This window comes from Devosia sp. Micro-HW1 (genome assembly GCF_056341075.1).
Genome location: NZ_CP094375.1, coordinates 3,809,088 through 3,825,605, shown reverse-complemented (window position 1 = coordinate 3,825,605; position 16,518 = coordinate 3,809,088). Strand labels below are relative to the sequence as shown.

The following is a 16,518-nucleotide window of genomic DNA, read 5'->3' as shown; positions in this document are numbered from 1 at the left end:
CTGGCTCCATCATGACACCATTCTTTCTGGCGACCGCAACTGCGGGATGCAAGGACCTGTTCCGTCTCGCATAATGGGGATTGGCAGAGACATTGCGCTTCCGCCGACCTTCCGCCATTGCTATAGCCATGGGGATGACAAATCAGCCGGTCCAGCAATCCATGTCGCAAATGTCGAGACGCTGATCCGTGCGCTTCGTCCTCCGCCTGCTGATGAGCATTGCCGTCGCCCTCGCCGTAGGGTTTGGCCTCAGCTATTACGCGCTGACAGATGGGCGCCTTTTCGGCGCCGTAACCCTCGGCCCATGGACCGCCTGGCCAGACATCGGGGCACCGAATCCCAATCCTTATACGCGTGGCCACATCACCCGCGAGGCGGCCCTGCAACTGGGACGCAGCGAAGGCCTTCGCTTCGTGGCCACCACCGACAGCGCCGGCAATGTGCTGGATCTCTCCTGCTCGTATCGGCTCGAAGGCCATGTGCCGGTTTCGACCTTCTGGACCCTGGTTGCGATCGATGACGATTGGGTCAATCTCGCCGCGCCGGATACCGAGACCGTGTTGCGCTCGAGCGAAGTCGTGCGCGCCTCGGATGGCGCCCTGCTCATCCATGTCGGTACCCGCCTCAAGCCCGACACCTGGCTGGAGCTTGCCGGTACCGGTCCGTTCAGCCTGGCCCTGACGCTCTATGACACCACCGCCCTGACGAGTTTTTCCTCCTCGGACATCACCATGCCCTCTATCACAATGGAGGATTGCACGTGATCCGCACCCTGCTCTGGTTCATTGGCGGGCTGATGCTGGGCGGCATCATCCATATCATCACCATTCTCACACTGCCGCTGCTCGCCGAAGAAACGACCTGGTCGCGCGTCTCGGCGCTCGATGCCCAGAACCGCATGCTGGTGCTGCCGCGCATCGAGGCCGGCGAGCCAAATCCGCTTCAGCTCGATCCCGAACTGAGCTACGGCATCTGCCAGCTGGACCTCTCCCAGGGACCCGCCTATCTCAGCGGCGTCCTGCCCGATGCATTCTGGTCGGTGGCGCTGTTCAATCCGTCTGGCATCGTCACCTACTCGACCACCAATCGCGACGGCATTGGCCAGACTGTGGATCTTGGCATCTTCAATGCGGCGCAGACCCGGCTCCTGGCGCAGCAGCAGATCGACATTGCCGAAGGTCTCCTCGTGGTGGAATCGACCACCGACGATCTCTTCGTGCTTGTCCGCCTGTCGCCACCCCATGAGGCCATGCGACCCCGTTTCGAACGGGAACTGGCCGCCATCAGTTGCGGGCCACGGTCCCCGTGACGCCAGAAACCTTTGACTCCGCCCTGTCAGCCGTGGTGCGGCGTTATCTGGCAGCGGTCGCGTCCCCACGCGAGTTCCTCTCGCTGCTGCGCTGGCAGATGGATCAGGGGCACCGGCTTGACCGGCGCACGACCTTTCCGGGCCACCTGACGACGAGCGCCGTCATTCTCTCGCCGGACCATCGGCAGACGCTGCTGATCGATCACGCCACCATTGGGCGCTGGTTGCAGCCCGGTGGGCACTATGAGCCCGTCGATGCCTTCCACCTCTCGGCCCGCCGTGAGGCCGAGGAGGAAACCGGTATCCAGGGTCTGGCCCTCCATCCCTGGCATAGTGGTAGTGACCTGCCCTTTGTCATCGACAGCCACGACGTCCCCGGCAAGCCCTCACGCAACGAGCCGCCGCATATCCACCACGACCTGCAGTACCTCTTCATCGCCGACCCGGCCCTGCCGCTGGTCGCCCAGCTCGACGAGGTCCACGCCGCCCGTTGGCATGACGTTTCGCGGCTCGGTGAGTTTGCCCCGAAGGTGCTGGAGCGGCTGAAGGGTGTTGCGGCGCCAGGTTGAGTCGCCGACACAATCCCACTCACAGTTCCGTCCTCGGGCCTGGCCCGAGGACCATTCACAAGAAGCGCGGGCGTGGAGAATGGCTTTCACGCCCGAGGGCGGGACAGTGGTATTTGGGACGACAAGCCCAGCAGGGACCTACCCCAGAAACCGCCGCATCACGCTGGCATGCTGGGCGGCGAACTCAAGCCGCCTGATCCACTGCAGCGGCTCGCGGTCGCCTTTGTCCTCCGCAGCGCCAAAACCCTCGATGGTCCGATAGAACAGCACATCCGATTGCGCATAGCCCAGCCGCATTCCCGCCTGCCGCGCCAGCAGGGGCCATTCGACATCGTTGGCGAGGCTATCGACCCGGCTGTTGCGGGCGATGAGATCGACGGCCGCCGGGGACAGGCGCCGGATGGCGAACATCAGGTCCCAGTGGTCGCCTGTGAGAAGGGCGTGGGTGTGATTGACCAGGTCCTCGGTTTCGCGCAGCCGTCTTGGCTCGGCGGCAAAGGCCTGATCCGAGCGACCAATCACTAGGAGGTCCGCGTCTGGCTCCGCCGCCAGCACGCGCTGCAAGTCGTCCAGGCCAAACTCTACCCAGCGCAACAAGTGGTCAAAATCAGCGTAGAGCACATGCCGTCCGTCGGCGGCCATGGTCACCGCATCGCGCCGGAACCGGCCGATATTGGATTCACTGGCGGGGTGAACCATCGTCCTTGCACCCAAGTCCGCTACAGCGTCAAAGACTTCGGGCCGCGTTGCGTCGGAAACATTAAGCGTCAGGGCAGGAAAGACCGCCTTCAGTCGAGGCGCCATCCGTTGGATGGCTTCGGCCGTTCGTCCCACCGGGTCATGCAGGGTCGCGCCCAATACGATGTCCACGAAAAGTCCCCCGCAGCCCCATGCTGCCTGATCGACATGGAAACTCCACCGGCCAATTTCCAGAGGCGGTCCGGCCTGAAAGCCTTCGGCTAGAGCAGCGCCTGCAGGAGGAGGCCTGCCGCGGCGCAGATGGCCAGGGTCCAGAGCACACCCCAGTGCATCACGAACAGCGTCAGCGCCGCCAGTGCTGTCAGCCCCACCGCCAGCAAGTCGAGGCTTGTCCAGACCGGCAGCGGCAGGCTGATCGGGCCGAGCGTGAACTGGTTCACTGCGCCGAACAGCGTATGCAGCGCAAACCACAGCGCCAGGTTGAAGATCACGCCGACCACGGCAGCGGTAATGGCCGCCAAGGCTCCTGCCAGTGCTACATTGGAACGCAGCCGCTCGATATAGGGCGCACCCAGGAAAATCCACAGGAAGCAGGGCACGAACGTCACCCAGGTGGCAAGCGTCGCTCCCAGTACTCCGCCCCAGACCGGTGACAATCCCAACGGATCACGGAAGCCGGCAAGGTAGCCGACAAAGCTCAGCACCAGTACCAGCGGACCCGGCGCGTCGTTTCGGCCAGGGCCAGTCCGTCGAGCATTTCGCCCGGCCCGAGCCAACCGAACGTGCCGACGGCCTCGGTCGCTACATAGGCTAGAACGGCGTATGCGCCCGAACGTTACCACCGCCATCTGCGAGAAAAAGGCCATGATGGAAACGAAGACATTGTCCCAGCCCCAGATCAGTACGATGGGCACGAGGGGGGCGGCCCAAAGAGCGCCCCAGACACCCGTCACCATCAGGGCCCGACGCCAACTTGGATCGACTTCGGACACGTTCTGGTCGATCACGGCGGCGTCTTGCGGGGCAGCTCCCGACGGGGCCTTGTGCCCACCGCCCGCGAACAGGTCAGGCCGCTGGCGCGCCACGATATAGCCGATCAGCCCTGCCCCCAGCACCACCAACGGAAAGGGCACGGCAAAAGCGAATAGTGCCACGAAGGCGGCGGCGGCCAGTCCATATGACAGGCCATTCTTTAGCGCGCGTCGCGCCACCCGTATCAACGCCTCGACCACGATGGCGAGGACTGCAGCCTTGAGACCGTAAAAAATGGCTTCGACCCAGCTCAGCTCCTGATAGAGCGCGTAACCGGTCGCCAGCGCCAGGATCACGAAAAAGCCGGGCAAAACGAAAAGCACGCCTGCGGTCACCCCGCCGCGCCAGCCATGCAGCAGCCAGCCGATATAGGTCGCCAATTGCTGGGCCTCGGGGCCGGGCAGCAGCATGCAGTAATTGAGCGCGTGCAGGAACCGCGCTTCGGAAATCCAGCGCCGGTCTTCGACCAGTTCCTTGTGCATCAGGGCGATCTGGCCGGCTGGCCCGCCAAAGGAGAGAAACCCGATCTTGGCCCAGACGCGCAGCGCCTCGGCAAAACGGGGATGCGGCGGGGTTGCTTCGATCAGCATTGGAACCTTGAGAATGGAGGCTCTACTTGCTTACCACAACCTCGTCATCACGGACCATGGTCTGGAAGCGTGACGGGATGGTGACACCACCGTGCTTCCCACCTCCGCCGGCCACTGGACAGAAGTCGCGGCGGTTGGCGCGATCGACCCAGGGGCGAAGGCTGCGCAGGTGCTCGTCCACGGCCATGGATTGCTCATGCGGTGTTTCCACCAGCAAATGGTCGAGCGCATAGGCATAGCTGTCATAGCGATAATTGAGGGCCCGCACGAACCAGTCGATATGCCACTGGTTCTCCACCCGCCGCGCCGCGACATTGGCGGCAACACTCTGCTCGATGCCACCAAGCTCAGCCAGCGCAATGGCGCGCTGCCGGTCAACCTCCTCGACCGCGCAGATCGACCGGAATGTGGTGGGCACGGTGTCGAGATCCGCCAGGATATGACGCCCGACCGTGTTGTAGCGGGTCGGCGACGATTGATACTGCGTCGTCCGCAGCCAGGTGTAATAGCGGTAGATGCTGAATTTGAAGTCGCGCGCTGGCCCGATCCTGGTGCGCTGCAGTTCCACCGACGAATCGAACATCCAGTCGCGGCTATGGGCCGCGATCAGGAACCGCCAGGTGCGATCATGCATCTCGCGTTCCTGGTCAGTCTGGTTGAGATTGCTCACCGGCTCGCCACGGCTGCTGGCCGCGACCTCGCCGATGGCGGGCATGACCGTGTCATGCAGTACGCTGGGCTGGGCGCGACCGAAATCACCCACCGGCCGCGCGACGCAGCCGACGACCATTGCGGCCACGAAAATGACGACACCGGTTCGGACCATCGGCCCGGAAATGTTACCCACGCTTGCGTTTGCGCCTTGCGTCGCTGTGTTTGGTTGGTGGCGGCGGCGTTCCGCGTTCATAGCGCACCCCGGTGAAAATCAGGATCTGAGCGTCGCCGGACCCTTGTGGCCCCGTTTTGGCAGATCGCTTCCGCCCGTCGAACTTTAGTAGCTTACCCAAGCTAGCCTCCATGATGCGCCGCTCCCCCGTCCCTAGTGGGGGCAGCGAGTTGAGTAGTCTGTCGTCCCGGCGCGACGCCCCTCGCGCTGATAGCCATTAAGAGATCGTCAAGGTTAACAGTCTGCTAACGAATTGGCGGCAAGAGTTCATAACGCATCAAATTCGATGCATTGTGAGTCGATGGTTCCGCCGGAAATGCTTGGATTTCAGCCCTACGAGACCTTTCAGCTTCTGATCGAGACGGGTGGTGTGGATCGCACCAACACCCTGCTGATCGCCGCTTGCGACGCCTATGCGCGGCGCGGCAAGCCGACAGTTCCCGAAATGGAACAGTTTGAAGCTCTGGCTGCCCGGCTCTTTCCCACGGCGGGTCCGCAGGCGCGAGCCAAGGGTGCCGCCATTCTGGGCCGCGCCGAGGTGCTCTCCCCCGCCCTCGAGCGACTCGTGGTGGAAAACATCGGCGAGGACCTGATCCCCTTCCTCGAAGGCGCCGCGGAACTGTCCGACCAGACCATGCTCGACATCATCGCTCGTTACGATGTGCTTGCCTGCGCCACCCTGGCTACTCGCGCCGACCTGTCCAATGTGGTCCTTGCCAAGCTCTTCCAGATGAATTCGCGCAAGGTCTATCGCGCCCTTGCCGCCAATGTCAGCATCACGCCGCGTGGCGCCTATCTCAGCGCCCTAGCCCGTTCCGCCCAGATGGATCACCTCGTTGCCGAAGCCCTGGGTCGGCGCGATGACTTCGACGCTGCTCTGCTGGCTCCCGCCTTCTTCGACCTCTCCGACGCTCATCGCGTCAAGGTCATCCAATCCTTTGCCAACCGCACCACTCCAACCGCGCCGATCTCTCGCACCATCGAGCAGCTCTCGGTGGCCAGTGGCGAGCTGACCAAGGCGCTGATGAAGCTCTTTTCGGAGAACCGCCGTCCGGAAGTCACGCGTCTCCTCGCCCAGATCACCGGGCTGGACGAAGTGCGCTGCGGCCAGATTGCCCATGACGTGACAGGCGCGTCGCTCTTCGTCATCCTGCGCGCCTTCGGCGCCACAGCCTATGACGGGCTCAAGGTTCTCATTCACGCAACCAGTCATGACAGCGAACGCTCGCGGGCGCTGGCCGATTTCGCCACCCTGTTTGGCGCCGTGTCGTCTGAATCAATGGCATATCTGATGAGCGCCTGGCGTGGTGAAGTGAACCTGCTCGAACTGTCGAAGCCGCAGCACCAGCCGTTCACCCAGACCAGCAGGCGCACAGCGGCCATGAGCCCGGCCCATAACCCGGTCGTGGAACAGGCCATCGAGGCGCTGGCCAAGATAGGCGTTCGCCGCGCCGGCTGATCCCTATTGTCTCAAAACCTAATCCCCGAGGCGTGCCCCGGGGATTACTTCTGCTCGCGCACCAGATCGAGATCGATCTCGTCGCCTCTGATGTCGATGCTCAACACCCAGAGATCGGGGTCAAAGTCGATTTCCTGATCGATGCGTTCGCGCACCTTGGCCGGTTCGACGCGAGCGAATCGTCGTTGAAACACCGGCCCCGCCTCATCGCCCCGGCTCACCACCGGCGCGGGCGTATAAAGAGACCGCGTACCATCGAGGTGGTCCACCTCGATAAAGACCTGTCCGGCGATGGGATCGCCGCGCCGCACAACCACACACATGTCGCCCATGTCATTGTGCCGTCGCACAAAGGCCATGCACCAAAGGTCGCTGCGGAGGCTAGCCACTCTAGATCGTCGCGCCTGCCTTGAGCAGGAGCTCGACCAGATCAGGCTGAACTTGACCGGTCATCTTGTAGCGGTGGAAATTTTCGAATTCACGGATCGCGCGGGCGGTCTCCGGGCCGGGCCTGCCGTCGATCGGGCCGCGGAAGAAACCAAGGCTGGCAAGGCCACTCTGGATCTGGGTGACGAGCGCCGCATCCGTGGCTGGCGGCACGGCGGCGGGGGTGACCGACACCGGCCCCGTGCTGGCAACCTGCACGACCTGTGGCTGCGCAGCGGCAGCCTGCACAGGTTGCGGCATCGGCTGGGATTGAACCTGGGCCGTCAGGCTTGGCAGCGAGGCTGCTGGCGTCGGCGGGTTATTGCTGACCGGAGCCGACCCGCGGGAGCCATCCACCGCGGAGATGATGGAATCGATAGTGCTGGCCGCCGATTGCGCGACATCGTCGAATACCTGCTCGGCCGGCGACAGGGTCGGCAATTGCGCGGTGGCCTGTTGCTGCGCGACGGGGGCCGGCGCAACGACCGGCTGCGGCGTAACCACGGCCGCCTGCTGAACCGGCTGCACCTGTGCCGGGGTGGCTGCCTGGGGCGCAACCGGGGCTGCTGCCCGGCCAGCGGAATCGGCACCCAGAATCACTTCAAACACGGCCGGATCATTGGCCCCAGTCGGCGTCATGCCATTGCGCAGCTCGAAAGCGCGGATCGCCTCGGCGGTCTTGGGGCCGTAATAGCCATCCACTTTGCCGGTGAAGAGTTGCAGCTCGAACAGCTTTTTCTGCACCGCGAACATCTGCGCATTGCCCACCGGCGCATCGGGGACGACGACCGGTGCTGGCGCAACGCTGCCTGTTGTCTCGGTGCTAGCGGCGGGCGCAGGCGCCACGACAGGCAAGGTCTCGACGCTGCCGGTCTGGTTTTCCGGTCGATCCACGACCGGCGTCGGCAGGGGAGCGATCTCGGATCGCGCCGGGGCAAAGAACGGCGAGGGATGCTCCGCCGTTTGGAAGAACAGAGCATTGCTTCCCGCCAGCGCGGTCATGGTCACCATCGCCAAAAGGCCGGTCGATGCCAGGGGCGCGCGCATGTAGCGGGAAAGCGTCCAGAGGCCCGCACGGCTCAGCGTGGCAAACAGGGCGCCGCCCGCCATCAGCGGTAGCTGCGAGAGAGTTGAAGCCGTCATTGCGCTTTTCTTTTTTCGTTTTGCCATGAAGTCGAGGCTGCGGTAGCGGGCTCACGATGAAGGGTTAGAATGTCGGCAGTTTCGCCGGGTTTGGTTGCCGGACCGTTTATGGGCAGCAAAACTGTTATGGTTGTCCCCGACCCGATCTCCGACATGGCCCGCAATGTGCCGCCATGCAGTTCCACGAGACCCTTGACGATGGACAGGCCCAGGCCGGTGCCCTCGTATTTCCGGCTCAGGCCATCCTGCACCTGGAAGAAGGGTTCGCCAATGCGGGCCATCGCCGCCGGCGCCATGCCGATACCGCGATCTCGCACCGAGAAGTTGATCGACTGACCCTGGCGCTTGACGGTCGTGGTTACGAGGCCGCCTTCATGACTGAACTTGATGGCGTTGGAGAGCAGGTTGATCATGATCTGGCGGCAAACGCGCTCATCGGCGATCACCAGCGGCAAGTCGGCTTCGATCTCGGAGACCAGGCGGATGTTCCGTTCCTGCGCCAGGGATTCGACCATGGCGTGGCACGCGGGCACAATGTCCGCTGGATCAAGGGCTTCGGCCTGGATCTCGAACTTGCCCGCCTCGATGCGCGACATGTCGAGCAGCATGCTGACCACTTCAAGTAGGTGCTTGCCGCTCTGCTGGATGAGGCCGGCATATTCCTTGTGCGTCGACGACAGCTCGCCGCCGATTCCGCTGGTCATCATTTCCGAAAAACCGACCACCGCGTTGAGCGGTGTGCGCAGCTCATGGCCAATGGTCGCGAGGAAGCGCGACTTGGCCAGCGAGGCATCCTCGGCGACACGGCGCGCTTCGGCCATGGCCGCTTCGGCATCCTTGCGGGCGCTGATATCGCGAACCAGCGCAATGACCTCGTGGCGAGGGCCGCGCTCACCATCTTCAAGAATCGGCGAGAGCTGCATTTCCACCCAGACGAAACGCGGCACATTGGTTCGGGCACGCGGATCGTCCTGGCGCACACGCAGTTCGATGGTGCGGCTGCGACCGTCTTCCGCGGCGTGGGCAAAGGCGGTCAGAAATGCCGGACGGTCCATGATATGCAGTCGCTCGGCCAGCTTGCCACCGGCAATCTGGTAGCGTGGGCAGCCGAACAGCACTTCCGAGGAGCGCGAGGCGAGCAGCACCGAACCATCGGGCGCAAAGCGCAGTACGGCATCCTGGATATGCTCGATCAGGTGCCGGTAGGCATTGATCTGGGCCTTGTCGTGGACCTCATAGGCCGTGTTGATGCGATGGGCGCTGTGCGCCACAACCGCGAAGGCAATGACAAATCCGGCCGCGGCGGATGAAAGCATGTAGGTCGACGCGACGGGGGTCGCGGGCAGGCCTAGCAAGGCGGAGACGAGACCGACAAGACCGATCATAGCGAGTGCCAACCAGCTCAGGCGCCGCATCACTGAGCGACCGACCAGCGCGGCCAGTACTGGTCCCATGGCACCAACGGCCAGACCGGCGTCGCCGATTCGAGGGTCCGCGAGGGTCAGCACGAGGCCGCAGGCCATAAGGGTGGCGACCTGGGCCGACACTGCGTTTTCAACCTGACCGTTGCGATGCATGGTCAGGCTCACAAGGCCACCCGCAAGCACCAGCGCCGCAAGTAGGAAGGGCAGCGACGTTCCGCTCACCAGCACAAAGACGGCAGGGACCATGCACAGGATGGCCGCAGCAACCAGGATGCGGGCATTGTTGGCGATGGCCTTGCGGCGCAGCAGTTCCGGACGATTGCCAACCCCCATGGGACTGGCATCGGTGGCCTTGCTGGTTCCGAAAACCTCGAAGCTACGCATCAACAATAAACTCACCCACGACGCCTGCAGTTTTCCGGCCGACACGGCCTGGAAGACGAGCCCCAAAGAGGGCCGCCCGCCCGGATGGAACCGGGTCTTTTGATGACCCGAGACTCCGCCAGCAACCGCTAAAACGACCTTAAGTCCCGCACCATTCGCGGCCCTTGGCAGGGGCAAAAGGCGGGTTTCGGGAGTTAGCGTAAACAAGGCGTTGCAGACCTTGCTGCAGCCGCCCGCATTTGTTTCAAATTTTATCGATTTGCCGCAGCGCCGCTTAATCCGGGCGTTTTAGGGTCATGAAATCGGACGGGAAAACCCCGCCGCAATGGACCCGATAATGATGTTTCTGCTGCGTTCCGTGTTCTGGCTCACCCTCGCCTTCCTGGTCATCAGGCCCGGCATTGGCGCCGACATGAGTGATTCTGCCGCCAACCTGTCGCGTGAAGCGATGGCCCGTGGCAGCCAGTTCGTCGCCGAGCAGATCCAGTCCATCGACTGCACCGAAATCCAGTGCATAGGCGGCAAGGCCCTTGTCGCCGCTGCCCTCCAGCCCATCCCGCAAGCCGGCACGCCCATGCATGTCCAGCCGGCAAGCGTCCCGCTGCCCAGACCTCGGCCGGACCGCGCGGGTTGAACGGCGCCTGCCCTGGCGCCCGTGAGTTTACTCCAGGGGTGTGTCACTTCCCCAAGCGACGCTACTCCATAACCCCCTGGCTCCTGCCGCAGATGCGCTGCCCCGCATCTGCGGCCTTCTTTTGCCTGGGGCTGGTACTGGCAATGGCCGCGCCTATCCCCTAGATAGGGCGCATGACCCAGCCTCAGCCGTTCCAGGACATTGCCGAAAACCTCTCCTTCCTCGACGATTGGGAAGATCGGCTCAACTACCTTATCGAGCTCGGCCAGGCGCTGCCGCCGATGGCCGACGCCGACAAGACCGACGAGAACAAGGTCAGAGGCTGTGTTTCCAATGTCTGGCTCGTGTCGAGCGCCGACCAGTCGGGCGACGCACCCGTCCTGTCGTTCCGCGGACAATCCGACGCCATCATCACCAAGGGGCTGGTGGCCGTGCTCATCGCGCTGTATTCGGGTCGCCCTGCAGCCGAAATCGCTGATACCGATGCCATCGAGTGGTTTCGGAAACTGGGGTTGAGCGACCACCTGGGCATGCAGCGTTCCAATGGCCTGGTGGCCATGGTCAATCGCATCCGCAATGAGGCGCGGGCCGCGCTGAACTAGGCGAAGCGCCGCAACCGCGACATCAGCGGCTTTTCAACCAGCGAATAGAGCATCCAGCCAAGCACAAGCCCTCCGGCGATCGCCAGGACGACCGCCCCGGCAATGATCACTTCATTGCGGGGGTCGACCAGGCGCAGCAGCACGCCGCCAACAGCCGCGACGGCGAAAATGTGCACGAGATAGATCGAGTAGGACGCATCCCCGAGCCGCTCGAGCAGCGGAAAACGCGGCAGGCGATCTTCAAGCGCCACGAAAAGCGCAACCGAGGCACAGGCGAAAACCAGGAAACCGAGAAACGCGCTGGCGTCTTCGACAATTCCACGATCAAGCCAGAACCCTTCCGCAAGCCCGGCCAGCGCAACCGCGCTCAGTGTCGCAACCAGTCCCCTGGGAGGCCGGACCAGCCGTCCCTCGATATGGGCAAGGCCAAGCCAGGCTCCGGCCACAAAGGCCAGCGGCATGTAACTGGTGTAAAAAGCAGGGATAGCGCCTTCGGGATGCAGCAGCAGTCCAAGCAGGCTCAGGCTCGCATAAGCCAGAGTCAGCACCATCACGCGCTGGCGCGCCCGAAGCACGGCAAGAAGCGCAAAGCTGAGATAGAAAAACATCTCGTAGTTGAGCGTCCAGCCGAGCTTGTAGAGCGGATGCAGCCCGTGGCTGGCTTCATTGTAGAAGGGAATGCACGCCAGCGAGAGCAATAACTGCTCGCCGTTGAACACCGTGGTCTTGAATATCTGTGGCAGAGCCAGCGCCAGGAGCGCGGCCATCAGCGTAAAGGCCCAATAGAGCGGCACCACACGCAGTACACGGCGCCAGATGAAGCTACGTGCTTCGAACGGCCCCTCGCCTGTCACCGCCACCATGATGAAGCCCGAGACGACGAAGAACAGGATCACGCCCAGCCAACCCAGCCGGCCATAGGCCAGCGACTGCTCGGCCAGTGGATACAGCAGCGCATGCGAGACAAGGACCAGAATGGCCGCACTCGCTCGCAGGGACTGTATGGCGTTGATCTTGGACGACATGGGCGGCATCGCGGGAGATATTGAACTTGTCATATCACTGCGGGCCGGCCGCCGATCATTACCAATGATGACACAGTTAACGTCCTGTGGCCGTTCAGTTCATGGGTAGCCGTTCGGCGAGCCAGTTGCGCATCGCTCCCGATTCGGCGCCCTTCCCCTGAGCGTCGAGCCCCATCCGCGCGGCAACCTGATCGAGGCCAATTCTGAGCACCAGTTTGGCCGCCCGCCGCGGCCAGGCGCGCTCGGTCTCGATGTCTTGCAGGCCCTTGTCGTAGAGGCAGACATCGGTCAGCACGCCCCAGCAGTCACCGGGCAAGTCTGCAGCCAGACCGCTCAGTCGTTTCCGGGCATCGGCGGCGGAGCTTGCAAGGTCGCCCTGTGCGTTGCCGCGCGATTGTCCAACCCGGCCCGGGTCATAGCTCATGGTGACGCGCTGCCGCAGCGCCGCCCGCTCGAAGAGGTGGGCCAGGCGCAGGGCCGCCTCGATGTGGTGGGGGGCGAGAAAGGGCCCCGGTGCGGTGCCGGCCAGGCGCCCGATGGCGTCAGGCAATGCCGAACCTGTCATGGTCAGGCTCCCTCACCCAGCAGGACCAGCTCAAGAGCCGACACTTCGGCGTCAAACGCCGGATCATCGCGCATATCCTCGATCAGGCCGCATGCGTAAGAGACTGTTGTCCTATCCCGTCCAAAGGCCTCGCCGATCGCAGTCAGGCTCTGACCGAGAATCACATGCGAGAGATACATGGCCAGTTGCCGCGCCCGCGCCACACCGATTCGGCAGCGAGAGTGGCTGAAAATCAATGGGATCGGGATTCCCTTGTGGCCTGAAACCAAGGATACCACGGCCTCTACGCCGCCCAGATCAGGGCGGACAGAAGCGGCACGGACCAGGTGGAACGATGTATGTGGCTCGGTATGCATGACGCGCTCCGTCTTGAATAGGATAATATTCCTATCTTCGACGAATAGCTAGCAACCGGGGATAAGTGTGTCTGCCCTGGCTTCAGAAACAAAAATGGCCGCCCGTGGGGCGGCCATTTGGAATGCGGCATCGGGCCGGGAATCAGTCGACCTTGCGGCCCAGACCATTGTCCTTGGCGAGCTTGGAGCGAGTGGCCGAATAGCTCGGCGCCACCATCGGGTAGTCAGCCGGGAGGCCCCACTTTTCGCGGTATTCCTCGGGCGACAGATTGTAGTGGGTACGCAGGTGACGCTTGAGCGACTTGAACTTCTTTCCGTCTTCAAGACAGATGATGTAGTCGTTCGCCACCGACTTCCGCACCGGCACCGCCGGCTTGAGTTCTTCAACGGGAGCGGGCGCTTCATTGGTCTGCAGGGCACGCAGGGCGCCATGCACTTCAGCAATCAGCTTGGGCAGGTCGCCCGGGCTAACAGCGTTGTGGCTAACATAGGCAGAGACAATTTCAGTGCTGAGTTCGATCAAGTCGGATTCAGCAGTTACGAACGCGCCGGTATCGTCGTTCATTTTTCAACCTTCCATATTATTATTGGGTCGCAACAGGGGCCGCTGAGACCGTTGTGTGTTATTAAGATTGTTTATTAACCCACGCAACCCCAGCACCATACCTCAACATGCGGCCAAAGTGCGTTCTATACGGTAGGATTTTGTTCGTTGTTTGATGCGAGCTCATCAATTAAAGTTTGACTGCAAGGCTTATAGCCGGACAGATAACTCGCCCGCGCCAATAGATGTGCAGAAACAGGTGTGGTGAGCAACAGGAAAACCACACCAATAATCGCCCTCATCGAGACTGCGGCATCTTGGCTGACTACCGCAACGGCGAGGAGAATCAGTCCACCGCCGACAGCACCTGCCTTCGATGCTGCATGCATGCGCGTATAGAGATCTGGTAGACGCACCACACCGATTGCCGCGAGCAGCGTGAAGCCTGCGCCGAAGACCAGCACCAGCCCGCCGATATAGAGTTCGATTCCGGCCAGCATCAGACACCCTCCTCAGGCTTTGGTTCGTCGGCGGTACCACGCAGCAGAATGTAACGGGCAAGCGCTACCGTCGCGAGGAAGCCCAGCAAGGCAAGGGCGATGGCGATATCGAGGTAGAGCCAGAGGCCCGTGCGCACCGCAATGGCGCCAACAAAGCCCATGGCCACCACGGTCAGCAGATCAAGCGCCAGCACGCGGTCGGAAAGTGTCGGGCCAACGATGATTCGCGCCAGCGAAACCAGGAGCGCCAGTCCAAGCAGAACCAGGGAGATGAATGTCGCCCAGTCGATGAAGAGCTCGGGGGTCATTCGAACACCTCCCTGACCTTTTTCTCGAAGCCGTTGTTGATATCGGCAATCATCGCCGCGCGATCGCTCATGGCCAGGGCATGCACATAGAGCACGCTTTTGTCGGCCGAGACGTCGACACTGAGAGTGCCGGGCGTCAGCGTGATCAGATTGGCCAGGAGGGTCACTTCGGCATCGGACTTGAGCGTGATGGGGACCGCTACAATGGCGGGCTGAACGGCCTTTGACATATCCGGACGCATGACCACGATGGCGACGCGCACGGCACTGACAATCAGCTCGTAGAGAAACAGGATGGTCAGCGACAGCACGCGCCGCGCCCGACGGGCCGTTCCCGGCCCGGTCAGGGCATCGCGGAGAATAAATACGGCCGCCCCACCGATAAGGCCGCCGAACAGCAGATTGAGGCCTGAGAAATTTCCCGAAATGCTTGCCCAGATCAACGCCAGGATAACGACGAGGAATGCAGGGTTCATAGGCTCTCTCCCGCAAGTCCGGTCGCCGCGACGTAACGGGCCGGATCCGCAATGTCAGCGGCACCCGTGGCGATGCCATCCATCAGCGGCCCCGGCCAAAGACCGACAACCACGATACCGGCCACGAGCACGGCGGTTGCGCCGAAGGCGACTCGCCCCCTTTTGTCGAGCGCGACGAGCGTGGCGCTGGCATGCTCGCTCCCCTCGCCGATCGGCCCGGACCGCCAGAACACATGCGCCCAGAGGCGGCTTCCGGCGATAAGGGTCAGTACGGCATTGACTATCAGAGCGATGACCAGAGCCGCGCCCAGCCAGCCTGGAGCAGCGCCCGTGACACCCTGGTCGAGGCCTGCTTCGAGCAACAGCAATTTGGGCCAGAAGCCGAGGAAGGGCGGTACGCCGGCAGCGGCCAGGATCAGCACCAGGAACAGGATCGAGATCGGCGCGCTGGCGGCGTAGAGGCCGCCCATCATGCGCGTATCGGTGAAGCCGGTGCGCTTCTCGATCAGGCCCGCGACCATATAAAGCGCCGTCATCGTCAGGATGGCGTGGAAGATATAGAGGCCTGAACCGGCAATGCCCGTTATCGAAGGCATGGCGAGGCCGGCCAGCACCGAACCGATGCCACCAATGACCACGAAGCCAATGGCCCGGCGCAGATTGGTTTCGGCAATCGCACCGAAGGGAGCGATAACCAGCGTCAGTATGGCGACGAGGGCCAGAGCGGGCTCCAGCAGGTCACGGCTGGCCGGCAGGACAGCGACCAGGCTCCGCAGCAGGGCATAGGCGCCAACCTTGGTCAACAGACCTGCAAAGAGCGCTGAAACCGCTGCCTGCGGCGTGTGGTAGGACGCTGGCAGCCAGGCATTGACCGGAAAGGCCGCCGCCTTCATGCCGAAGGCCAGCATCAGCAGGGCCGCTACCCCGGCCATGGCCGCAGGATTGGCCAGCGGCGCCACGCGCATGATGTCGGACATGTTGAGAGTACCGAGCAGGCCATAGAGCAGGCCGAGCGCCAGCAGGAACAAGGTCGTGGCCAGGAAGTTGAGAAAACCATACTTGATGGCGCCATCGAGTTGCACGGGCCGGCCGCCCTGCACGATCAGCCCGAACGAGGCAATCAGCATCACCTCGAACCAGACGTAGAGGTTGAATAGGTCGCCAGTCAGGAAAGCGCCCGTCACACCGGCCAGCAGCAGCAGCACCATCGAATGAAATGCGTCGCGCCCGTCGGCTTCGGCGCGGTCGATCTCGGCATAGATCAGAATGACCAGGGTGACGAGTGACGCCGCCAGCGCGAAGCTGGCGCCAAAAATATCGGCGGTCAGACTGATCCCGAAGGGCGGTAGCCACTTGCCCATGGTCATGCTGACAGGGCCATTGGCAATCACCTCGAGCAGCAGGGCGATTTCGCAGGCAATGATGCCGAGCACGACAATGATGGCACCGATAACCGGCGCACCATTGATGCGACGGAACATGAGCAGGCTCGCCGCACCCATCAGGGCCAGCACGATGGGCAGCACAATGACCCAGTCAGCCGCCGGCGTGACGGTATCGATCATGGCAAGTGGCAAATCTGTTGCA

At 62.9% G+C, this 16,518-nt stretch carries 19 protein-coding genes and 1 pseudogene; 6 read left to right on the top strand and 14 right to left on the bottom strand.

Translation table 11 applies throughout. From position 1 onward, the window contains the following. The first annotated feature begins 188 nt into the window (after positions 1-188). Genes MQW79_RS18405 through MQW79_RS18395 form a run of 3 tightly spaced genes read left to right on the top strand, consistent with a single transcriptional unit; the run spans position 189 to position 1,878 of the window. Positions 189-764 carry a DUF1214 domain-containing protein gene (locus MQW79_RS18405; RefSeq protein WP_476585972.1) on the top strand — a complete coding sequence of 192 codons (576 nt, stop codon included), beginning with the start codon at positions 189-191 and terminating at the stop codon, positions 762-764. Next, positions 761-1,309 carry a DUF1254 domain-containing protein gene (locus MQW79_RS18400; protein WP_476585971.1) on the top strand — a complete coding sequence of 183 codons (549 nt, stop codon included), beginning with the start codon at positions 761-763 and terminating at the stop codon, positions 1,307-1,309. The genes MQW79_RS18405 and MQW79_RS18400 overlap by 4 nt, the downstream gene beginning before the upstream one ends. Further along, a complete protein-coding gene (locus MQW79_RS18395; protein WP_476585970.1) occupies positions 1,306-1,878 on the top strand; it encodes an NUDIX hydrolase in 573 nt (190 codons plus the stop codon). Before MQW79_RS18400 ends, MQW79_RS18395 begins: the two co-directional genes overlap by 4 nt. Positions 1,879-2,016: 138 nt before the next feature. Here the strand turns inward: MQW79_RS18395 and MQW79_RS18390 are convergent, their stop codons facing one another. The 3 genes and pseudogenes from MQW79_RS18390 to MQW79_RS18380 form a co-directional block, all read right to left on the bottom strand. Further along, positions 2,017-2,748, bottom strand: a complete 732-nt coding sequence (locus MQW79_RS18390; protein WP_476585969.1) for a hypothetical protein — start codon at positions 2,746-2,748, stop codon at positions 2,017-2,019. Positions 2,749-2,837: 89 nt separating this feature from the next. Then, positions 2,838-4,199, bottom strand: a pseudogene (gene chrA, locus MQW79_RS18385) (chromate efflux transporter). A gap of 22 nt (positions 4,200-4,221) precedes the next feature. After that, complete coding sequence (locus tag MQW79_RS18380; protein WP_476585968.1) at positions 4,222-5,046, bottom strand: hypothetical protein; 825 nt, start codon at positions 5,044-5,046, stop codon at positions 4,222-4,224. Between the two features lie 355 nt (positions 5,047-5,401). Here MQW79_RS18380 and MQW79_RS18375 point away from each other — a divergent pair, with 355 nt between their 5' ends. Next, complete coding sequence (locus tag MQW79_RS18375) at positions 5,402-6,544, top strand: DUF2336 domain-containing protein (RefSeq protein WP_476585967.1); 1,143 nt, start codon at positions 5,402-5,404, stop codon at positions 6,542-6,544. A 44-nt stretch (positions 6,545-6,588) separates the two neighbouring features. On the opposite strand, the gene MQW79_RS18370 is transcribed toward MQW79_RS18375, so the two are convergent. Genes MQW79_RS18370 through MQW79_RS18360 form a run of 3 tightly spaced genes read right to left on the bottom strand, consistent with a single transcriptional unit; the run spans position 6,589 to position 9,921 of the window. Beyond that, entirely contained in the window at positions 6,589-6,933 is a 345-nt protein-coding gene (locus MQW79_RS18370; RefSeq protein WP_476585966.1) for a DUF1491 family protein, read from the bottom strand. Position 6,934: 1 nt separating this feature from the next. Further along, entirely contained in the window at positions 6,935-8,113 is a 1,179-nt protein-coding gene (locus MQW79_RS18365; RefSeq protein ID WP_476585965.1) for a peptidoglycan-binding domain-containing protein, read from the bottom strand. Then, entirely contained in the window at positions 8,110-9,921 is a 1,812-nt protein-coding gene (locus MQW79_RS18360; RefSeq protein WP_476585964.1) for a PAS domain-containing sensor histidine kinase, read from the bottom strand. Before MQW79_RS18360 ends, MQW79_RS18365 begins: the two co-directional genes overlap by 4 nt. Before the next feature lie 337 nt (positions 9,922-10,258). Between MQW79_RS18360 and MQW79_RS18355 the strand changes: the two genes are divergently transcribed. After that, on the top strand, positions 10,259-10,555 hold the full coding sequence (locus tag MQW79_RS18355; protein ID WP_476585963.1) for a hypothetical protein: 297 nt from the start codon (positions 10,259-10,261) through the stop codon (positions 10,553-10,555). Positions 10,556-10,728: 173 nt separating this feature from the next. Then, a complete protein-coding gene (locus tag MQW79_RS18350; RefSeq protein ID WP_476585962.1) occupies positions 10,729-11,157 on the top strand; it encodes a SufE family protein in 429 nt (142 codons plus the stop codon). Here the strand turns inward: MQW79_RS18350 and MQW79_RS18345 are convergent. The 8 genes from MQW79_RS18345 to MQW79_RS18310 form a co-directional block, all read right to left on the bottom strand. After that, positions 11,154-12,182 (bottom strand): acyltransferase family protein, encoded by a 1,029-nt coding sequence (locus tag MQW79_RS18345; protein ID WP_476585961.1) that lies wholly within the window; start codon positions 12,180-12,182, stop codon positions 11,154-11,156. The genes MQW79_RS18350 and MQW79_RS18345 overlap by 4 nt on opposite strands. Positions 12,183-12,276: 94 nt before the next feature. Then, complete coding sequence (locus tag MQW79_RS18340; RefSeq protein ID WP_476585959.1) at positions 12,277-12,747, bottom strand: DUF6456 domain-containing protein; 471 nt, start codon at positions 12,745-12,747, stop codon at positions 12,277-12,279. A 2-nt stretch (positions 12,748-12,749) separates the two neighbouring features. Beyond that, entirely contained in the window at positions 12,750-13,103 is a 354-nt protein-coding gene (locus MQW79_RS18335; RefSeq protein ID WP_476585957.1) for a helix-turn-helix domain-containing protein, read from the bottom strand. Between the two features lie 142 nt (positions 13,104-13,245). Further along, positions 13,246-13,668, bottom strand: coding sequence for a Ros/MucR family transcriptional regulator (locus tag MQW79_RS18330; RefSeq protein ID WP_476585956.1), 423 nt, complete (start codon positions 13,666-13,668; stop codon positions 13,246-13,248). Positions 13,669-13,793: 125 nt separating this feature from the next. Next, a complete protein-coding gene (gene mnhG, locus MQW79_RS18325; protein ID WP_476585955.1) occupies positions 13,794-14,147 on the bottom strand; it encodes a monovalent cation/H(+) antiporter subunit G in 354 nt (117 codons plus the stop codon). Continuing rightward, positions 14,147-14,455: a cation:proton antiporter gene (locus tag MQW79_RS18320; RefSeq protein ID WP_476585954.1), complete on the bottom strand. Its 309-nt coding sequence runs from the start codon at positions 14,453-14,455 to the stop codon at positions 14,147-14,149. Before MQW79_RS18320 ends, mnhG begins: the two co-directional genes overlap by 1 nt. Then, positions 14,452-14,931 carry a Na+/H+ antiporter subunit E gene (locus MQW79_RS18315; protein ID WP_476585953.1) on the bottom strand — a complete coding sequence of 160 codons (480 nt, stop codon included), beginning with the start codon at positions 14,929-14,931 and terminating at the stop codon, positions 14,452-14,454. The genes MQW79_RS18320 and MQW79_RS18315 overlap by 4 nt, the downstream gene beginning before the upstream one ends. Then, entirely contained in the window at positions 14,928-16,496 is a 1,569-nt protein-coding gene (locus MQW79_RS18310; protein WP_476585951.1) for a proton-conducting transporter transmembrane domain-containing protein, read from the bottom strand. The genes MQW79_RS18315 and MQW79_RS18310 overlap by 4 nt, the downstream gene beginning before the upstream one ends. Positions 16,497-16,518 lie beyond the last annotated feature (22 nt).